Annotated in this window: 15 protein-coding genes; 5 read left to right on the top strand and 10 right to left on the bottom strand. The window is 68.1% G+C overall.

What is annotated here, in order from left to right; genetic code table 11:
* Positions 1-68 precede the first annotated feature (68 nt).
* From ACNJ7K_RS17375 to ACNJ7K_RS17365, 3 genes are all read right to left on the bottom strand, one after another.
* Positions 69-1,586: an NCS1 family nucleobase:cation symporter-1 gene (locus tag ACNJ7K_RS17375; RefSeq protein ID WP_230788122.1), complete on the bottom strand. Its 1,518-nt coding sequence runs from the start codon at positions 1,584-1,586 to the stop codon at positions 69-71.
* A gap of 136 nt (positions 1,587-1,722) precedes the next feature.
* The gene (locus ACNJ7K_RS17370; RefSeq protein ID WP_487041993.1) at positions 1,723-2,445 is read right to left on the bottom strand and encodes a GntR family transcriptional regulator; all 723 of its coding nucleotides are present in this window, start codon (positions 2,443-2,445) and stop codon (positions 1,723-1,725) included.
* Positions 2,446-2,546: 101 nt separating this feature from the next.
* Positions 2,547-3,722 (bottom strand): RNA polymerase sigma factor, encoded by a 1,176-nt coding sequence (locus ACNJ7K_RS17365; RefSeq protein WP_487041992.1) that lies wholly within the window; start codon positions 3,720-3,722, stop codon positions 2,547-2,549.
* A gap of 165 nt (positions 3,723-3,887) precedes the next feature.
* Between ACNJ7K_RS17365 and ACNJ7K_RS17360 the strand changes: the two genes are divergently transcribed.
* Positions 3,888-4,775, top strand: a complete 888-nt coding sequence (locus ACNJ7K_RS17360) for an oxidoreductase (RefSeq protein WP_230788114.1) — start codon at positions 3,888-3,890, stop codon at positions 4,773-4,775.
* A gap of 52 nt (positions 4,776-4,827) precedes the next feature.
* Here ACNJ7K_RS17360 and ACNJ7K_RS17355 read toward each other — a convergent pair whose 3' ends face one another.
* The 3 genes from ACNJ7K_RS17355 to ACNJ7K_RS17345 form a co-directional block, all read right to left on the bottom strand.
* On the bottom strand, positions 4,828-7,128 hold the full coding sequence (locus tag ACNJ7K_RS17355; protein WP_268655195.1) for a DEAD/DEAH box helicase: 2,301 nt from the start codon (positions 7,126-7,128) through the stop codon (positions 4,828-4,830).
* Positions 7,129-7,206: 78 nt separating this feature from the next.
* Entirely contained in the window at positions 7,207-7,629 is a 423-nt protein-coding gene (locus ACNJ7K_RS17350) for an organic hydroperoxide resistance protein (RefSeq protein ID WP_024103052.1), read from the bottom strand.
* Positions 7,626-8,090: a MarR family winged helix-turn-helix transcriptional regulator gene (locus ACNJ7K_RS17345; RefSeq protein ID WP_024103053.1), complete on the bottom strand. Its 465-nt coding sequence runs from the start codon at positions 8,088-8,090 to the stop codon at positions 7,626-7,628. Before ACNJ7K_RS17345 ends, ACNJ7K_RS17350 begins: the two co-directional genes overlap by 4 nt.
* Positions 8,091-8,240: 150 nt before the next feature.
* On the opposite strand from ACNJ7K_RS17345, the gene ACNJ7K_RS17340 reads away from it, so the two are divergent.
* A complete protein-coding gene (locus ACNJ7K_RS17340) occupies positions 8,241-10,664 on the top strand; it encodes an ATP-dependent Clp protease ATP-binding subunit (protein WP_230788109.1) in 2,424 nt (807 codons plus the stop codon).
* A 64-nt stretch (positions 10,665-10,728) separates the two neighbouring features.
* Here the strand turns inward: ACNJ7K_RS17340 and ACNJ7K_RS17335 are convergent, their stop codons facing one another.
* Positions 10,729-12,063, bottom strand: coding sequence for a maltokinase N-terminal cap-like domain-containing protein (locus tag ACNJ7K_RS17335; protein ID WP_230788591.1), 1,335 nt, complete (start codon positions 12,061-12,063; stop codon positions 10,729-10,731).
* A 56-nt stretch (positions 12,064-12,119) separates the two neighbouring features.
* Positions 12,120-13,943, bottom strand: a complete 1,824-nt coding sequence (gene treS, locus ACNJ7K_RS17330; RefSeq protein WP_024103056.1) for a maltose alpha-D-glucosyltransferase — start codon at positions 13,941-13,943, stop codon at positions 12,120-12,122.
* 125 nt (positions 13,944-14,068) lie between these two features.
* Between treS and ACNJ7K_RS17325 the strand changes: the two genes are divergently transcribed.
* Positions 14,069-15,253 (top strand): acyl-CoA dehydrogenase family protein, encoded by a 1,185-nt coding sequence (locus ACNJ7K_RS17325; protein ID WP_487041991.1) that lies wholly within the window; start codon positions 14,069-14,071, stop codon positions 15,251-15,253.
* Positions 15,254-15,430: 177 nt separating this feature from the next.
* Entirely contained in the window at positions 15,431-16,057 is a 627-nt protein-coding gene (locus ACNJ7K_RS17320) for a GAF and ANTAR domain-containing protein (protein ID WP_487041990.1), read from the top strand.
* 5 nt (positions 16,058-16,062) lie between these two features.
* On the opposite strand, the gene ACNJ7K_RS17315 is transcribed toward ACNJ7K_RS17320, so the two are convergent.
* Positions 16,063-16,524 carry a PPOX class F420-dependent oxidoreductase gene (locus ACNJ7K_RS17315; protein WP_016695676.1) on the bottom strand — a complete coding sequence of 154 codons (462 nt, stop codon included), beginning with the start codon at positions 16,522-16,524 and terminating at the stop codon, positions 16,063-16,065.
* Between the two features lie 23 nt (positions 16,525-16,547).
* Complete coding sequence (locus ACNJ7K_RS17310; RefSeq protein WP_487041989.1) at positions 16,548-16,952, bottom strand: SRPBCC family protein; 405 nt, start codon at positions 16,950-16,952, stop codon at positions 16,548-16,550.
* A gap of 162 nt (positions 16,953-17,114) precedes the next feature.
* On the opposite strand from ACNJ7K_RS17310, the gene ACNJ7K_RS17305 reads away from it, so the two are divergent.
* Positions 17,115-17,726, top strand: coding sequence for an acetate uptake transporter (locus ACNJ7K_RS17305; RefSeq protein WP_487041988.1), 612 nt, complete (start codon positions 17,115-17,117; stop codon positions 17,724-17,726).
* The last annotated feature ends 147 nt before the right edge of the window (positions 17,727-17,873 follow it).

Genomic DNA, 17,873 nt, shown 5'->3' with positions numbered 1-17,873 from the left:
CACGCCTCGATCGTGGCGGTCATCGACCACGTGGTGTTCGGGTTGACGACCTTGATGAACATGGAGGATCAGCCTGCTTCCTGTGCGACCCGGTCGGGGAGACGGACTGCGAGGCGGGTACGGGTCGCGAGCAGGTGGTAGACGACGAAGCCGAGACCGCAGCCGATGAACCAGCTGTACTGGGCGGCGGTTCCCATGCCGGGAGCATCGTTGAACAGCACGGGGATCATCGCGATCACGGCGCCGACGACGGTCGCGATCACCGCGGCCGGGTTGTAGCCCTTGCGGTAGAAGTACGCACCCTTCTCCGACATCGTGAAGAGGTCGTCGACGATCACCTTCTGCTTGCGCACGAGGTAATAGTCGGCGATGAGGATGCCGAACAGCGGACCGATGAACGCGCCCAGGGTTTCCAGGGTGTAGTGGATGACCTCGGGGTTGTTGTACAGATTCCACGGGGTGATGAGCACCGAGCCCACCGCGGCGATCATGCCGCCGGCGCGCCAGCTGATCTTCTGCGGGCTGACGTTCGAGAAGTCGAAGGCCGGCGAGATGAAGTTCGCGACGATGTTGATGCCGATCGTGGCGATGGCGAAGGTCAGCGCGCCGAGCACGATCGCGAAGGTCGAATCGATGCGGGCGACGGTCTCGACGGGGTCGGTGATCAATTCGCCGTAGACAGGCAGCGTGAGCGACGCGGTGATCACCACGAGCAGCGAGAAGACCAGGAAGTTCACCGGCAGACCGAGGAAGTTGCCCTTCTTGACGGCGGCGTAGGACTTCCCGTACCGGGAGAAGTCGCCGAAGTTGAGCATCGGACCGGAGAAGTACGAGACCACCAGGGCGATCGCGCCGAGCATGACCGGCACCGACGACCATCCGGTGTGCGTGACCTCGCCGAGGGTCAGATCGATCGCGCTCCAACCGGCCTGGGAGATCAGGTAACCGCACAGCAGGAACATCACGACGTAGACGGCAGGGCCGCAGAAGTCGATGAACCGTCGGATCGACTCCATGCCGCGCCAGAACACGCAGGCCTGCAGCACCCAGAGCGTCAGGAAGCTGACCCATCCGAGTGCGGACAGGCCGGCGAATCCGTAGTCCTCGACCACCGCGTACGGCGCGAGCGAGGGGAACAGCTTGATCAGTACCACGTCCAGTGCTGCCGAGGCGAGGAAGGTCTGGATCCCGTACCACGCCACCGCGATCAGGCCGCGGATGATCGCGGGGATGTTCGCGCCGAGAACGCCGAAGACGCTGCGGCAGATCACCGGATAGGGCACGCCCGTGACCTGGCTGGGTTTGGCGACGAGATTGCAGAAGAAGTAGACGATCGTGATGCCCACGAGCAGGGCCACGAGGACCTGCCAGCTGGCCAGACCGAGAGCGAACAGGCTGCCGGCGGTGACGTACCCACCCACGCTGTGGACGTCGGACATCCAGAACGCGAAGATGTTGTACGAGCCCCACCGCTGGTTCTTCAGCGGGGCGAGGTCGTCGTTGGTCAGCCGCGGGTCGTATCCGGTCGTGGGCGGCGGGGGTGCGGTGGGGACGCTACCGGCGCTCGGTGTCAGCACTTCGGTCATGCCTGCTCCTGTGCGAGGGGGAGCCGCCCGTGCCCCGGTGCGAGGCCGGTGGGCGGAGTCGAATCGATCGACGGAACATCAACGGCAGTGGTGAATTCCGATGTGCAGACCGTAACGGGGCGATATTGCCGGGGAGTTACCCGAAATGTATATCTTCGGCGGGAAGCAGGCCGGATTCGGCGGTGAGGCCGGAGATGGCGACGTCGAGATGCCGGTTGTGGTGTTCGGACGCCGCGAGCAGCGCGTCGGTGTCGCGCGCCAGGAAAGCGGTGAGCATCGCCTCGTGCTCGCGGTGGAGTTCGGCGCGCTCGGAATCGCTCACGTGCACCATCGGCTGCACGGGTTCGGTGATGTTCCAGGCATATTCGAGCATGTGCAGCAGGCGGTGCATGCGGGACGGCCTGGTGAGGGCCATGTGGAAGACGCGGCTCTCGCGGTGATAACCACGCGAGTCGCTTTCCTGCACAGCGCGTTCGAGAATTCGATGCGACTCCTCGACGCGCCGGTCGTCCTCCTCGGTGGCGTTGCGCACGGCCGCCGCGAGCGACGCCGATTCGAGAGTCTCACGGACGAGGTACATCTCGCGCAGCTCCGCGATCGTCAGCTGGGCGACGATGTATCCGTGGTTCTGCCGGTGGGTCACGAGGCCTTCGCCGATGAGGGTCTTGAGTGCCTCCCGAACCGGGATGCGGCTCACCCCGAACAACTCTGCGACCTCCCCGACGGGGATCGGCGTGCCCGGGGGTGCGGCTCCGGAGAGGAAGGCGCGGCGCAGCTCCTCGAGGATCACGTCCTGTGGGCGGCCCGGTACGTCGACGCGGAGCTCGTCCAGCAACGCGGATCTACGGCGTGGTGCCACGACCGGGTCCTCCTTCGTCACCGGAATGCGAGTGCTCGACTCCGCGAAGGTAGACCCGTCGTGTTACGTCCTCGTCTCCGCTGCGTGACAGGGATGCGCCCTCACGCGCCGCCGCGCGGAGGGAAGGTCGGCAGCGTCGGCATCGGCCGCGGCGTGGTGGGCGTACCCGTGGTGGGGCGAGGCGTCCCCGTGTTCGGCGCGTCGCTCTCCTCGGTGTCCCGGCGGGGGCGGTCCTCGTCCGGCTCGGTGTCGCGTCCGGGCCCGCCGCGCCTGGTGAAACCACCGGCGGTCGACGTCGCCGTGGTGGTGGGGGCGGCGGTGGATTCCGCATCCGGCTCGGCGGTCGGTGCCGAGGTGATGGTCACCACCGGTGCCTCGACCTCGGGTTCCTCCGTCGTCGTCTCCGCGGCCTCGGTGGTCGTGGTCTCGGTCGTCGCTGCGGTCGTGGTCGTCGCGACCGGCGACCCCATGTCGAGTGTCGGCTCGGCGGCAGGACGCAGGACCTGTCGCTCGACGGGCTCGGCCTGCGGGAACACGAACAATGCGCCGACACCCAGCACCGCGAACACCGCCACCGATGCCGCGATGACGGGAACGGTGCGCTTCGCCCGGCGATCGCGACGGGGGAAGCCCTCCCGGTCCAGCGGTTCGAGGCGGCGCCCGAGATCGATCAGTTCCGCCTCCGAGGGCTGCACCGCGAGCAGCCGTCCCCGCAGGTGCGCGGGTAGGGGAGTGAAGGGGAGAAGCGAGAACGTTCCGAGAGCGTTCGGCACCCGGGGCACCGCACGGTCGACGAAGTCCTGCGCATGGGCGAGGACACGTCCGTCGCCGCCGGAGCCGAGCATTGCCTCGATCTCGTGGGACGAGAAGTGATGCCGGACCGTGAGGTCGACGACCTCGCGGGCGGTGCCGTCGAGCAGGTGGACCGCCTCACGGACGTCGAGCACCTCGGAGGCGGCCTGATAGGCGGGGTCGGCCGCGGGGAGATATTCGAGGGCGGAGCCGGTGCGCTCGAGCACGCGGATACATTCGGCGCGGACCACGGCGTAGAGCCAGGCCCGCAGGAGGCTCTCGTCGCGCAGCGAACGGATCCGCGCGGTCGCCGTCCAGACCGCGTCGTACACCACGTCCGAGGCCGACGACACGGCGACGAAGCCGCACGCGTAGGCGTACAAGCCGGGGGCGAAACGATCGAAGACCGCTGCCGTGGCGTCCGGCTCCCCGTCCCGCAACGCTGCGGCGAGTTCGCGGTCCGGACGTCCGGGGTGGTGCCCCATCGATGGAACCTCCCTGTCGTGCATGCGCCCCCGCGCGCCTGCGGTCGTGAGTTCCGGGGAAGTCTACGAGCAGGTGCGCCCCACGGCGAGGACGCGATCCATCGGGCCCGTCGACGCCGGAAACGGGGGTGTCGCCACGCGGCGCGCGTCCGTAGGGTGGCGGGCATGGGGTGGACCACGAACGATATTCCGGATCTGTCGGGACGCACGATGGTCGTGACGGGGGCCAACAGCGGACTCGGTGCGGAGACCGCCCGGGCGCTGGCGCGGGCCGGTGCCGAGGTGGTGCTCGCCTGCCGCGATGTCGCCAAGGGTGAGGCGGTCGCGGCCGACCTCGGCGACCGCGCGACCGTGCGCCGTCTGGACCTGGCGGATCTCTCGTCGATCCGTGCGTTCGCCGACGAGGCGCGTGCCCGGCACGAGCGTATCGACGTCCTGGTCAACAACGCCGGTGTCATGGCGGTGCCGCTGCGGCGGACGGCCGACGGTTTCGAGATGCAGATCGGGACCAATCACTTCGGCCACTTCGCCCTCACCGGGTTGCTGCTCGACCGCATCACCGACCGGGTGGTGACGGTCAGCAGCACGATGCACCGCATCGGCAGCATCGATCTCGACGACATCGACTGGGAACGTCGCCGCTACGAACGGTGGCTCGCCTACGGGCAGTCGAAGCTGGCGAACTTGTTGTTCGCGTACGAACTGCAGCGGCGCCTCAGCGCCGCCGGATCGAGCGTGAGTTCGCTTGCTGCACATCCGGGTTATTCGTCGACGAATCTGCAGTACCGCAGCGAGTCCTGGCACGGGAAGATCGTCGAACTCGTCACCCCCATCATCGGGCAGTCCCCGCAGCAGGGCGCACTCCCGACTCTTTACGCGGCGACCTCGCCGGAGGCGGAACCGGGCGGCTACTACGGGCCGGATTCCTTCTTCGAGATGCGCGGCCGGCCGAAGCGGGTGCAGTCCACCTCGCGGTCACGCGACGAGATCCTGGCGCGGAGGTTGTGGGAACTGTCCGAGCGGCTGTGCTCCGTCGAGTACTCGATGCCCTAGAGCGTCGATGCCGTAGCTCCTGCAGGGCTGCAGTCCTGCAGGGCTGCAGTTCTCAGGTCAGGGTGAACGAGACCGGCGGCAGATCGTCGCGCCGGCACAGTCCGGTCTGATCCACGAGGTCGAGGGTGCGCAGATAACGCCGGACCAGATCGCCTGCCGAGAGCCCCGCATCCGATGCGGTGCGCAGGGCGGCGGCGAGTCCGTCCCCGCGTGCCCAGCGGTGGATCGCGGCGACGGCGATCGGATCCGGATCCGGCCCCACTTCCAGGCCGAGACGCTCTTCGCGTCCGGCGAGTTCGCTCCACAGCCGTGAGGTGGCGCGCAGCGCCTCGTCGATCGCCGGGGTGGTGCGTCCCGGGACTCCGACGGTGCGGCGCCGGGTCTCGCCCAGAGCGCTCGAGGCGACGGCGGCGAGTTCGGCCGGTGTCAGCCCCGACCACGCGCCCGTCCGCACGCATTCGGCGACGAGAAGGTCGTTCGCACAGTAGATCCGGCCCAGGCGACGACCGTCGTCGGTGACGTAGGCCGACCCGCCCATCGGGTCGCGGAGCAGATAACCCCGCTCCTCGAGCAGATCCAGTGTGCGATCGAAGGTCTCGACGAGGCGGCCGGTGACCGTGTCGATCTGCGACCGCATCCGTTCGGTGTCGCCGTACACCGCGGCGCGTCGTGCCGAGAGAGCGAGAAGGCGCTCCCTGTCGCCGCGTCGATGCGCGGGATGCGACCGCACCGCCCGTGCCAGCGACGTCACCAGCTCGGCCGAACCGGAGCGCCGTGCCTCGGCGAGTCGGTCGCACAGGTGCCGGTACTCGGTGAAGCCCTCGACGTCCCCGAGTTCGGTGTCGAGATCACGCAGCGCCGTCGTGTTCGCGCGGACGGCGTCGGTGAGCGCCGCGACGGATCGTTCGGCCTGGAACTGGGCGAACGAGCGTCGCAGGAACTCCCGGGAGCCGGGGATGCCGCGACCGGCGACCAGGTTGACCGCGGTGTTGTAGCCCACGCGCAGCGAACTGTGCAGCGGGTACGAGCGTGCACCGGCGAGGCCGGCGACGGTCGCGGGGGCGGCCTCGGGACTCCACAGCACGACGGCGTGGCCTTCGACGTCGATGCCGCGCCGGCCGGCACGACCGGTGAGCTGGGTGTACTCGCCGGGGGAGAGGCGCACCGGTCCGTCGGCGGTGGGTTTGACAAGGCGTTCGAGGACGACGGTGCGCGCCGGCATGTTCACGCCCACGGCGAGGGTCTCGGTGGCGAACACGACCCGCACGAGACCGCGGGCGAACAACTCCTCGACGGTGTGACGGAAGGCCGGGATCAGGCCGGCGTGGTGCGCGGCGAAACCGCGTTCGAGTCCTTCGAGCCACTCTGTGTGACCGACGGCGTCGAGATCGGCAGGCGGCAGGGCGGCGGTGTGCCGGTCGGCGACCGCACGGATCTCGGCGACGTCGGCCGCCTCGGTGAGACGGACCGACGATTCGAGGCATTCGGTGACGGCGTCGTCGCAGCCGTTGCGGCTGAACCGGAACCAGATGGCCGGCAACAGTTGTTCGGCCTCGAGCCGGGCGACGACCTCGGGCAGGTCGGCACCGGCCGGTCCGGGTGCTCCGCGTGCACGTCGCCGTCGTCGTCCACGGCCGGTCGCGGGGCCGGGCGCGGCCTCGACGAGCTGACGGTGGGCGATGTACCGCTCGAGGGTCTCGTCGACGGTGCCGGACGGGGACAGCAGGTCGAACAGCCGCCCACCGGCGAGCATGTGCTGGGTGAGCGGGACGGGCCGGGTCTCCTCGACGACGATCGCGAGGTGGCCGCGGACGCCGCGCAGCCAGCCACCGAACTCCTCGGCGTTGCTCACCGTGGCCGACAGGCTGGTCAGCCGCACGTCGTCGGGGAGCGAGAGGATCGCTTCCTCCCACACCGCGCCGCGTTCGCGGTCGGCGAGATAGTGCACCTCGTCCATGACGACGTGGGTGAGTCCGTGCAGGAGCGGAGAGCCGCCGTGCAGCATGCTGCGCAGCACTTCGGTGGTCATGACGACCACAGGCGCGTGCGGGTCCAGCGAGATGTCGCCGGTGAGCAGACCGACCCGGTCGTCGCCGAACCGGCGCGACAGGTCGAGATATTTCTGGTTGCTCAGCGCCTTGATGGGGGTGGTGTAGAAGCAGCGTCCGCCCGCTGAGAGTGCGAGACGGGCGGCGAATTCACCGACGACGGTCTTGCCCGCCCCAGTGGGAGCGCACACCAGCACGTCGCGGTCGTCCTCGAGGGCGCGGCAGGCCTCGACCTGGAAGTCGTCGAGGGGAAAATCGAGTTCGGTCGCGAACAGCGAGAGCTGCGACCGGTCCTGCGTGCGCACATGTCCACGCTACGGGTCGGCGTGGACACGTGCGCAGCGCAGGGGCACGTCACTCGCTCGTCACCCCTCGGGGATGACTCAGTCGTCCGTCACCTCGAGGGTGACGTCGATGTTTCCGCGGGTGGCGTTGGAGTACGGGCACACCTGGTGGGCCTTCTCGGTGAGCTCGAGCGCCTGCTCGCGGGGGAGGTTCGGCAGGGTCACCTCGAGGGTGACGGCAAGACCGAATCCGCCGCCGTCGGTAGGGCCGATGCCGACACGGGCGCCGACCGCGGAGTCGCTGACGTCCGCCTTCTCCTGCCGGGCGATCATCTGCAGCGCCGAGTGGAAGCACGCGGCGTATCCGGCGGCGAAGAGCTGTTCGGGGTTGGTGCCCTTGCCGCTGCCGCCCATCTCGGTGGGGATGGACAGGTCGACGTCGAGCTTGCCGTCGCTGGTGCGGGCGTGGCCGTCGCGGCCTGCTCCGGTGGCGAGTGCTTCGGCGGTGTAGATGATGTTCACGATGTCCTGCCTTTCTTCGAGAGTGCGCCGGGTGCTTCCTGCAACGCGGCGGTCAGGCGGTGGAGCGTCTCGCGCAGCGCGACCAGTTCGTCGACGTCGAACCGGCTGTCCCGCGTCACGCAGCCGGGGATGTCCGCGGCCTCTGTCCGGAGTGCATCTCCCGCTTCGGTGAGGTGGACGACGACACGACGTTCGTCGGTCTGCTGCCGGCGTCGTTCGACGTATCCGGCGGCCTCGAGCCGTTTGAGCAGGGGGGACAGTGTGCCCGTGTCGAGATCGAGCGAGTCGCACAGATCCTGCACGCCTCGCGCGTCGCGTTCCCACAGTGCCAGGAGCACGAGGTACTGCGGGTAGGTGATGCCCAGCCGATCGAGATGCGGCCGATAGGCGGCCGTGATGGTGCGGGAGGCGCGGTAGAGCGCGAAGCACACCTGCTGGTCGAGTTCGAGTGGAGACGGCACGGGAATGAATGTAGCGCCCCGTTTTGTTGTGCACAACATTAATGGCCACAACTCGATACGTGTTCCAGATCACTTCCATGTGGGAATTGAGAGAACTCTGGGCACGTTAGTTGAGTGAGAATGGCTCAAGTTCGACAGAAAGGCTTCGGAATGCCGGCATTCTTCGGGCCTGGTGGCCCCGGCCGAATCGACATCACACGTTTCATGAGCCGCGGTACCCAGGACCTCCTCGCCCACGCAGCGCGTTACGCCACCGACCGTGGTGACGCGGAACTCGACGTGCTGCACCTCCTTCGCGCGATGGCGGAGCAGGATCCGTCCCGCACGGTCATGACGCGCGCCGGAGCCGACCCCGCCGACGTCGCTGCCGCCGTCGACCAGCGGCTGCCGCAGAGCCGCCCCGGTGAGGCCGTCTCCGCACCCGCACTGACCGGTGCAGTGAAGACCGCACTCCTCGAAGCGCACCAGCTCTCGCGTGCGCTCGGCTCCACCTACATCGACCCCGAGCACCTGTTCTTCACGCTCGCGGCCGACCAGACCCGCGCTCCTGGACGTCTGCTGGCATCGCTGGGCGTGACGCCGCAGTCGTTGCAGACCGCGTTGCAGCCCACCCCCGCAGCTCCCGTCGCGGAGGAAACCCCGACGCCGACGCTCGACAAGTTCGGCGTCGACCTCACCGAGCGGGCCCGCGGCGGCGGCATCGACCCCGTCATCGGCCGTGCCGACGAGATCGAGCAGACGATCGAGATCCTCGCCCGACGCACCAAGAACAACCCGGTGCTCGTCGGTGAGGCCGGCGTCGGCAAGACCGCCATCGTCGAAGGACTCGCCCAGCGCATCGTCGACGGCGACGTCCCGGACATCCTGCAGGACAAGCGGATCGTCCAGCTCGACCTGACGGCGATGGTCGCCGGAACCCGCTACCGGGGCGACTTCGAGGAACGCCTCACCGCGGCACTCGACGAGATCACCGCCCAGCAGGGGAAGCTCATCGTCTTCATCGACGAGATCCACACCGTCGTCGGCGCGGGCGCCGGCAACGAGGGCGCGATGGACGCGGCGAACATCCTCAAGCCGAAGCTCGCCCGCGGTGAACTGCACGTCGTCGGTGCGACCACCCTCGACGAGTACCGCAAGCACATCGAGAAGGATCCGGCACTCGAACGTCGTTTCCAGCCGGTCACGGTCGACGAGCCCGCCCGCGACGACGCCGTCGCGATCCTGAAGGGTCTCGCCGATCGGTACGCCGAGTTCCACAAGGTCCGGTACACCGACGAAGCGCTCGAAGCGGCCGTCGACCTGTCGATGCGGTACCTGCCCGACCGGCACCTGCCGGACAAGGCGATCGACCTCGTCGACCAGGCCGGTGCACGACTGCGCCTGCGGGTGCCGCGCACCGACGTGACCGAACTGCGTTCGCGGCTGGACGAACTCGAAGCCGAGAAGGATCGCGCGGTCGAGGCCGAACAGTACGAGGAGGCCTCGCGCATCCGCGACGAGATCCTGCGCATCCAGACGCGGATCGATGGTGGTGAGGGCGACGGCGAGGGAACTCCCACCGTCGACCCCGAGCTGATCGCCGAGATCGTCTCGCGGGCCACCGGGGTCCCCGCCTCGCAGATGACCCGTGCCGAGAAGGAGAGGCTGCGCACTCTCGAGGACGAGCTGCACAAGCGTGTCGTCGGGCAGGACGAAGCCGTCCACGCCGTGGCACGCGCCGTGCGGCGCAGCCGCTCCGGCATGAGCGACCCGCGTCGTCCGGTGGGCAGCTTCCTGTTCCTCGGTCCCACCGGCGTCGGCAAGACCGAGCTCGCGAAGGCACTCGCCGAGGTTCTCTTCGGTGACGAGCGCACCATGCTGCGCGTCGACATGAGCGAGTTCGGCGAACGCCACACCGTGAGCCGTCTCGTCGGCGCCCCTCCCGGTTACGTCGGCTACGGCGAGGCCGGGCAGCTCACCGAACAGGTGCGTCGTCACCCCTACTCGGTGGTGCTGCTCGACGAGATCGAGAAGGCGCACCCGGACGTGTTCAACACGCTGCTGCAGGTCCTCGACGACGGTCGCCTCACCGACGGTGAGGGACGCACGGTGGACTTCACCAACACCGTCGTCATCATGACCAGCAACCTCGGTTCGGACATCATCTCGAGCCGCGGTGGCGCGCTCGGCTTCACCACCGGTGACGCCGAGGCGGCCGAGAAGCCGCTGCGCGATCGGGTCATGGGACGGCTGCGCGAATCGATGCGGCCGGAGTTCCTCAACCGCATCGACGAGATCGTGATGTTCCGCAAGCTCGACGACGACCAGCTGCATCGGATCACCGAGCTGCTGCTCGACGACAGCCGGAAGCGGCTGCAGAGCAAGGGGATCGATCTGGAGTTCACCGCCGACGCGGTGGCGTGGATCGCCCGCAACGGTCACCAGCCCGAGTTCGGTGCCCGTCCGTTGCGCCGCTCGATCTCCCGGGTGGTCGACGACCGCATCGCCGACATGCTGCTCGACGACGCGCTCGCCGAGGGCAACCGGGTCACGGCGGACGTCGTCGAGGACGAACTGCTGCTCCAGGTGAGCTGACCCGCACGACGAGGACGGGGAGAGATGCCACGGCATCTCTCCCCGTCCCGCGTTCGGGCGGTGGTCAGCGGGCGGTGAGACGACGGATCGCCTCGAGCGGCAGATGCAGCCACGAGGGACGGTGCCGTGCCTCGTAGACCACCTCGTAGACCGCCTTGTCGAGCTCGTAACCGCGCAGCAGGACGTCGGAGTCCCGCGGATCCGTGCCCGAGGCGGCCGCGTAGCCGTCGCAGAAGGCGGCGCAGTTGCGTTCGGCCCACTCCCGGGCCCGGAACTCCCGCTGCGACTCCACCGCCGTGCCCTGTTCGGATTCACGGATCGAGTGGTGCGCGGCGTAGTCGAACGACCGCAGCATTCCCGCCACGTCCCGGAACGGACTGTCGGGTTTGCGGCGCTCCTCGAGGGACTTCGCGGGTTCGCCCTCGAAGTCGATGAGCAACCAGCGCTCCGGGGTGCGCAGCACCTGCCCGAGATGCAGGTCGCCGTGGATGCGGTGCACCGGAACCTGACCCAGCGCCGCGACCTCCTCGAACCGGGCCCGGACCGCGTCGGTGAGTTCGGCGAGCTCGGGGACCTCGGCCGCTGCACCCTCGAGCCGGCGGATCATGCCCTCGGCCAGTTCGGCGGCGGCGCGCTCGTCGGTGCCGAGCGCGGAGCCGAGATGGGCGTGCACATCCGCCACGGCCGCACCGATGCGATGGGATTCCCCAGCGAAGTCGGTGCCCACCTCGTCGGCACGCAGGTCTCCTTCGAGGAGCAGGTCCCGGACACTGCCGAGCGCCATCGACCAGCCGTCGGCCGAGTTCGCCGCGAAATCCTGCACCATCGCCAGCGTGGTGCGGACCCCGTCCACCTCCGCTTCGATCCACGCCCGGATCGGGGCGATCGACCGACATCCGTCCTCGCCGAGCGCGAGCGGCAGCTCGACGTCCGGATTGATGCCGAGCGTGAGCCGACGGAACATCTTGAGCAGCAACTTCTCTCCGAGGACCACAGAGGTGTTGGACTGCTCCGCGCTCAGCGCACGCCCACGCAGGCCCGGTTCGATGACCGCGCCCGGCACGGTGTGGAGATCCACCGGGCCGGCGGGGGTGCCGCTCGCCAGATTGCGCGAATACCGGTCGAGGATCTCCTGATCGCGGAGGCCGTCGTAGACGTGCAGGCCGTGGTCGTGGGAGTCGTCGGGGCCGACCACGCTCCACGACTGCAGTTCCTCGGGGAGATGGGAACGGAAACCGAGGGGCACCTGATAGATCTGGTCCGCGGTCGAGTCGAACGAGACCTTCACGATCAGGTGGTCGGCCCCGAAACCGGCCTCTTCCACGAGCGGATGACGAAGGACGACACCGATCCCGGTGATGGTGTGGCCCTTGGCCGCGAACCATCGCTGGTGCGGCATCCATTCGCGCAGATCCTCGACGAGCCGTTCGTCCGGGTAGAGCTCGTTGTTGGTCGTCACGGCTGCACCGCCGCTTCCGCTTCGCTGCTCACCGGGTGTTCGCCCGGTCCCTCCTTCGACGGATCGGGTTGCAGGGCGAACCAGAAGAATCCGTGACCGGGCAGGGTGATCATGTACCCCTCCTCCGTGATCGTCGGGAACGGGACGGACCCGGTCAGCTCCACCGGGATCCACCCGGCGAAGCGCGACAGATCGAGGACGACCGCCTGCGGATAGCGCGACAGGTTGTTCACGCACAGGATGACGTCGCTGTAGTTGCGTTCCGGGCCGGGCGACATCTCGCGCAGATAGGACAGGATCGCGGGATTCGCGCTGCCGAGTTCGGTGAACGAGGCCTTGCCGAAGGCGGGATGCTGCTTGCGGACCTGGATCATGCGACGCGTCCAGTGCAACAGCGAGTTCGTCGAGTTCATCTGCGATTCGACGTTCACCGCCTGGTACCCGTAGGTGGGATCCATGATCACCGGCAGGTACAGCCGGCCCGGGTCGGCGCGGGAGAAGCCCGCGTTGCGGTCGGGGGTCCACTGCATCGGGGTCCGCACCGCGTCGCGGTCGCCGAGCCAGATGTTGTCGCCCATGCCGATCTCGTCGCCGTAGTACAGGACGGGGGAGCCCGGCAGGCTCAGCAACAGGGCGGTGAAGAGCTCGAGCTGGTTGCGGTCGTTCTCCAGCAACGGCGCCAGACGACGGCGGATGCCGATGTTGGCGCGCATCCGCGGGTCGGTGACGTACTCGGCATACATGTAGTCGCGTTCCTCGTCCGTCACCATCTCGAGGGTCAGCTCGTCGTGGTTGCGGAGGAAGATGCCCCACTGGGCGGTCTTCGGGATCGGCGGGGTCTGGGCGAGGATCTCCGAGATCGGGAAACGGTTCTGTCGCCGCACCGCCATGAAGATGCGCGGCATCAGCGGGAAGTGGAAGGCCATGTGGCACTCGTCGCCGATCTCGGGCTCGCCGAAGTACTCGACGACGTCGGTGGGCCACTGGTTCGCCTCCGCCAGCATCACCCGGCCGGGATATTCGGCATCCATCACCGCACGGCACTTCTTGAGGAAGGCGTGCGTCTCGGGGAGGTTCTCGCAGTTGGTCCCCTCGCGCTCGAACAGATAGGGGACCGCGTCGAGGCGGAACCCGTCGATGCCGAGATCGAGCCAGAAGCGCAGGACGTCGAGCATCGCGTCCTGTACCTCGGGGTTGTCGTAGTTCAGGTCGGGCTGGTGCGAGAAGAACCGGTGCCAGTAGTACTGCTTGCGCACCGGATCCCACGTCCAGTTGGACGTCTCGGTGTCGACGAAGATGATGCGGGCTTCCTGGTATCGGTCGTCGACATCCGACCACACGTAGAAGTCGCCGTACGGCCCGTCGGGGTCGCTCCGCGATTCCTGGAACCACGCGTGCGTATCGGACGTGTGGTTCATGACGAGGTCGGTGATGACGCGGATACCGCGTTTGTGCGCCTCGTCGAGGAAGGTCACGAAATCCTCGACCGTGCCGAATTCCGGTAGGACGGCACGGAAGTCGCGGATGTCGTAACCGCCGTCCCGGAGCGGTGAATCGTAGAAGGGCGGCAGCCAGATGCAGTCGGCACCGAGCCACGCGATGTAGTCGAGTTTCTCGGTCAGCCCCCGCAGGTCGCCGGTGCCGTCGTTGTTCGAGTCGTTGAAAGCGCGGGCGAGGACCTCGTAGAACACCGCGGTCTTGAACCAGTCCGGATCGACGGGCAGGCTGCGCGCATGGGCGAAGTCCTCGGCCCGGCTCTCGACGAGATGACCGTCTTCGGTGTGTTCGTATTCGGGTACTCGGTCGGACGGATCCGGCATGGCACCTCCGTGCTCGTCGCGTCGCAGGGTGGACTCGCCCCAGAATGCCCCGGCGGACGGATTTCCACACCCGGACCGGACGGAACGCTATGTGAGTGCACGTGTACGCCGATAGATTGGCGGGCATGACTGCGAACCGGCCCGAAGGGCGGGTGGCCGAGCTGTGCACCCGCATGCGTTCGTTCATCGACGACGAGGTGATTCCTCTCGAACCCGTCCTGAGCCGCCACGACGACAAGGCCGCCGAGGCGCTCGCCGGACTGAAGGCCAGGGCGAAGGAACTCGGGCTGTGGGCTCTGGGGCATCCCGAGGAGATGGGCGGGGGCGGGGTTCCCTTCCTCGACTTCGTCTACCTCAACGAGATCATCGGGCGCTCCGAGTACGGTCAGCTCGCGGTGGGATCGGTGTCCATGCAGGACGCCCTGATGATCCAGCGTCACGGCACCGCCGAACAACGTGAGCGTTGGATCCCCGGGCTCGTCTCCGGCGACATCCTGCCCTCCGTCGGCATGACCGAGCCGGACGTGGCGGGATCCGACCCCGTGCTCGTGCAGACCACCGCCCGGCTCGAGAACGGCGAATGGGTGATCGACGGGCACAAGTGGTTCACCACCGGCGCCGCGCAGGCCGGCTACTGCACGGTCTTCGCCCGGACCGAACCCGAGTCGACGCCGCTGCACCGCAGTATCAGCGCGATCATCGTGCCCATCGGCACGCCCGGACTCGAGATCGTGCGGGCGATCCCCACGATGGGGCACGACCCGAGCGATCACTACGAGGTGCGGTACGACGGTGTGCGGGTTCCCGAGGAGAACGTGCTCGGTGAACGCGGCAACGGCTTCGTCGTCGCACAGGACCGGCTCGGACCGGGACGGATCTTCCACTGCATGCGATGGCTCGGCCAGGCCCAACGGGCCTTCGAACTCATGTGTGCCCGCGCCAACTCCCGCTTCGCCCACGGATCGCTGCTCGCCGAGAAGGGCGAGATCCAGCGCTACATCGCCGAATCCGCTGCCGACATCCAGGCCGCCCGTCTGATGACGCTGGACGCCGCGCGGGTGATGGATGCGGGGGAGGACGCCCGGGTCCGGATCGGACTCATCAAGTTCCGCGGCGCGCAGATGCTGCACGATGTCGTCGACCGTGCGATCCAGGTGCACGGGGCGCTCGGTCTCACCGCCGACACGCCGCTCGAGGGGATGTACCGGCGGGCGCGCTACGCCCGTATCTACGACGGCCCCGACGAGGTGCACCGGATGTCCACGGCACGGCGGATGCTGCGCGACCCGGAACGCGTGCCGTGGCGGTAGACCGCCGGCCGCTCGTGACCGGTACGACCGGCTCTTCGCACTAGGGTCTTTCGGCACGCCGGGAGGCCGATGCAAGTATGTGGCGTGGCATCGGGGGAGGTCGGCAACAGGGAGCGGTCGAGCGGCGCACGGCCCGAAGGGCGATGGCGTTGTTCGATCGACGAGGTGGCGCGCAGGATGCGCGCCGAATCCGCATGTCTCGACGACACCCTGCACCTGATCACCTCGGCGGCCGTCGAGCTGGTCCCGGGTGCCGAGCAGGCCGGCATCACGGTGCGTACGTCCGGCCTGCGCTTCGAATCCCGCGCCGCGACCGGGCCGCTGCCGAGCGTGGTCGATGCACTGCAGCGGGAAGCGGGTGATGGTCCCTGCGTGGAGTCGATGCGGGAGGGAAGTACGGTTCTCGTCACCGATATGCGACGTGAGAGTCGTTGGCCCGCCGTCTCTTCCGAATCCTCGGCTGCCGGTGTCGGATTGACGCTGGTGCTGTGCCTGTACACCGACGAGGTCCACGGAGCGCTGCACGTACACAGTTCTCGTGCGGAAGCGTTCGACGAGCACAGCATCGATGTGGGCACGAGCCTGGCGACCCACGCGGCGATCGCGCTGGTCGCCTCCCGTCAGGAGGAACAGTTGCGCGACGCACTCGCGTCCCGCGATGTCATCGGGCAGGCGAAGGGCATGCTCATGGAACGCTTCGCGGTGGGTGCCGACGACGCGTTCGTCCTGCTCCGGAAGTTGTCCCAGGAACGCAACGTGCCCCTGCGACGGATCGCGGGGCACGTGGTCGACGCAGGGCAGTGAAGTATCTACGCCAGTTCGGGCGGGAAGCCTCCCGTGGCCACCGGACCCCAGCGGGTCGGGGTGATCCGGATCAGCGACTTGCCCTGATCGCGCATGGCCTGCCGGTACTCGTCCCAGTCCGAATGCTCCCCGGCGATGTTGCGGAAGTACTCGACGAACGGTTCGACGTCGTCGTGGGCATCGATCACCTCCGCGGTTCCGTCGACCTGCACCCACGCGTCGTTCCAGTCGTCGGACAGCACGACGACACCGACCTCGGGCCGGCTGCGGGCGTTGCGGGTCTTGGCGCGCCGGGGATAGGTCGCGATCACGATGCGTCCGCTGTCGTCGACGCCGCCGGTGACGGGGGAGGCCTGCGGTGTGCCGTCGTCGCGCTGCGTCATGAGGATCATCCGGTGCCGGGGCCGGACGAAGTCCAGCAGTTCCTGCAGGCCGACTGCGGTGTTGGTGGCGATCTTGCGGGCCATTCACGTTCTCCTGTTCCGAAGGGTCACGACTCGAGGAGCGCCGCGAGTCGCGCGAGGTCCTCTTCCACCATGCGCGTGTCGCGGTCGAACTCGTCATCGGTCAGTTCGATCTGCCGGACGGTGAAGACGACTTCGGCACCGTCCGGATGGGGGAGTACCCGCATCGGGTTGTGCACCCTCGTCCCCGACGGCAGTGTCACCTCGTGGTCGAGCACCCCGTAGTCGTTGGCGCCGACGAACCGCACGGTGACCTCGCCCATCGGGGAGTCCGCGACGAGAGTGTCGCCGACCCGCCGCACCTCGCTCCGCGCCAGACCGGCCGCCCACTTCGGCAGGTTGTCGGGATCCGCGGCGAACTCGTAGACCCGGCGCGGTGGGCATCGGACGACCCGAGCGACATGGCGGCTGCGGACGACGTGCGTGCTCATGCTCGCCACATTAGAAGTTCGAGAGGTCGATCGCTCCCGGAAATCGGCTTCCCGTTTGCCGCACGCACACCGGTTCCCGAGGCGCACACTGGAAGTGTTCGAACCATCCGAAGGAGCCCGGGAGCCTGCGTCGGGCACTTCTCCCGTGAAGGAAGCCGGCGGATGTCGTACACCGAAGACGACCCCAACGAAATCGCGGTCCCCGTTCACCGAGGCGCCCACATCGCCGATCCCGGACCCTTGGGTCTGGCAGCCTTCGCCCTCACGACGTTCATCCTGTCCTGCGCCAACGCCGGGTTCATCTCGGTGGAGGCGGAAGCCGCCGTCTTCGGGGTGGCATTGTTCTACGGCGGCCTCACACAGCTCGCCGCCGGAATGTGGGAGTTTCTGAAGGGCAACGTCTTCGGGGCGACGGCGTTCAGCTCGTACGGGGCGTTCTGGCTGAGCTTCTGGTATCTGGTCACCTACACCGCAGAGGAGATGGGTGCCGAGCGGCACGTCGGGGTAGGCATCTTCCTGCTGGCCTGGACCATCTTCACCGTCTACATGTGGTTCGCCAGTACCCGGATCAGCGCAGCGCTCTTCGTCACCTTCTCGGTGCTCCTCGCCGCCTTCGTCTTCCTCACCCTCGGAGCGCTGCTGGAGCAGACCGGTCTGACGAGGGTCGGTGGCTATCTCGGACTCGCCGCTGCCGCCGGTGCCTGGTACACCTCCGCTGCCGGAGTGCTGAGCACGACCTTCGGGCGTGTCGTCCTGCCCACGGGCCCACGTTGACGAGGCGCCTCTTCGTCCCCACACCGGGGGTGGTTTGACAGGCGCATCGGCCGTCCTGGTACAGTCCGGAGCTATGCAGCGTGCATATTTCTGGTTTAGCAGACCGGCCCGGGGTGGGTCGGTCGGCGTGACCACGCGCTGACTTCT

Origin of the sequence: Rhodococcus shunpengi (assembly GCF_048381395.1) — a bacterium.
In the GTDB taxonomy this organism is placed as follows: Bacteria; Actinomycetota; Actinomycetes; order Mycobacteriales; family Mycobacteriaceae; genus Rhodococcus.
This window is presented reverse-complemented; position numbering and strand designations above follow the sequence as displayed.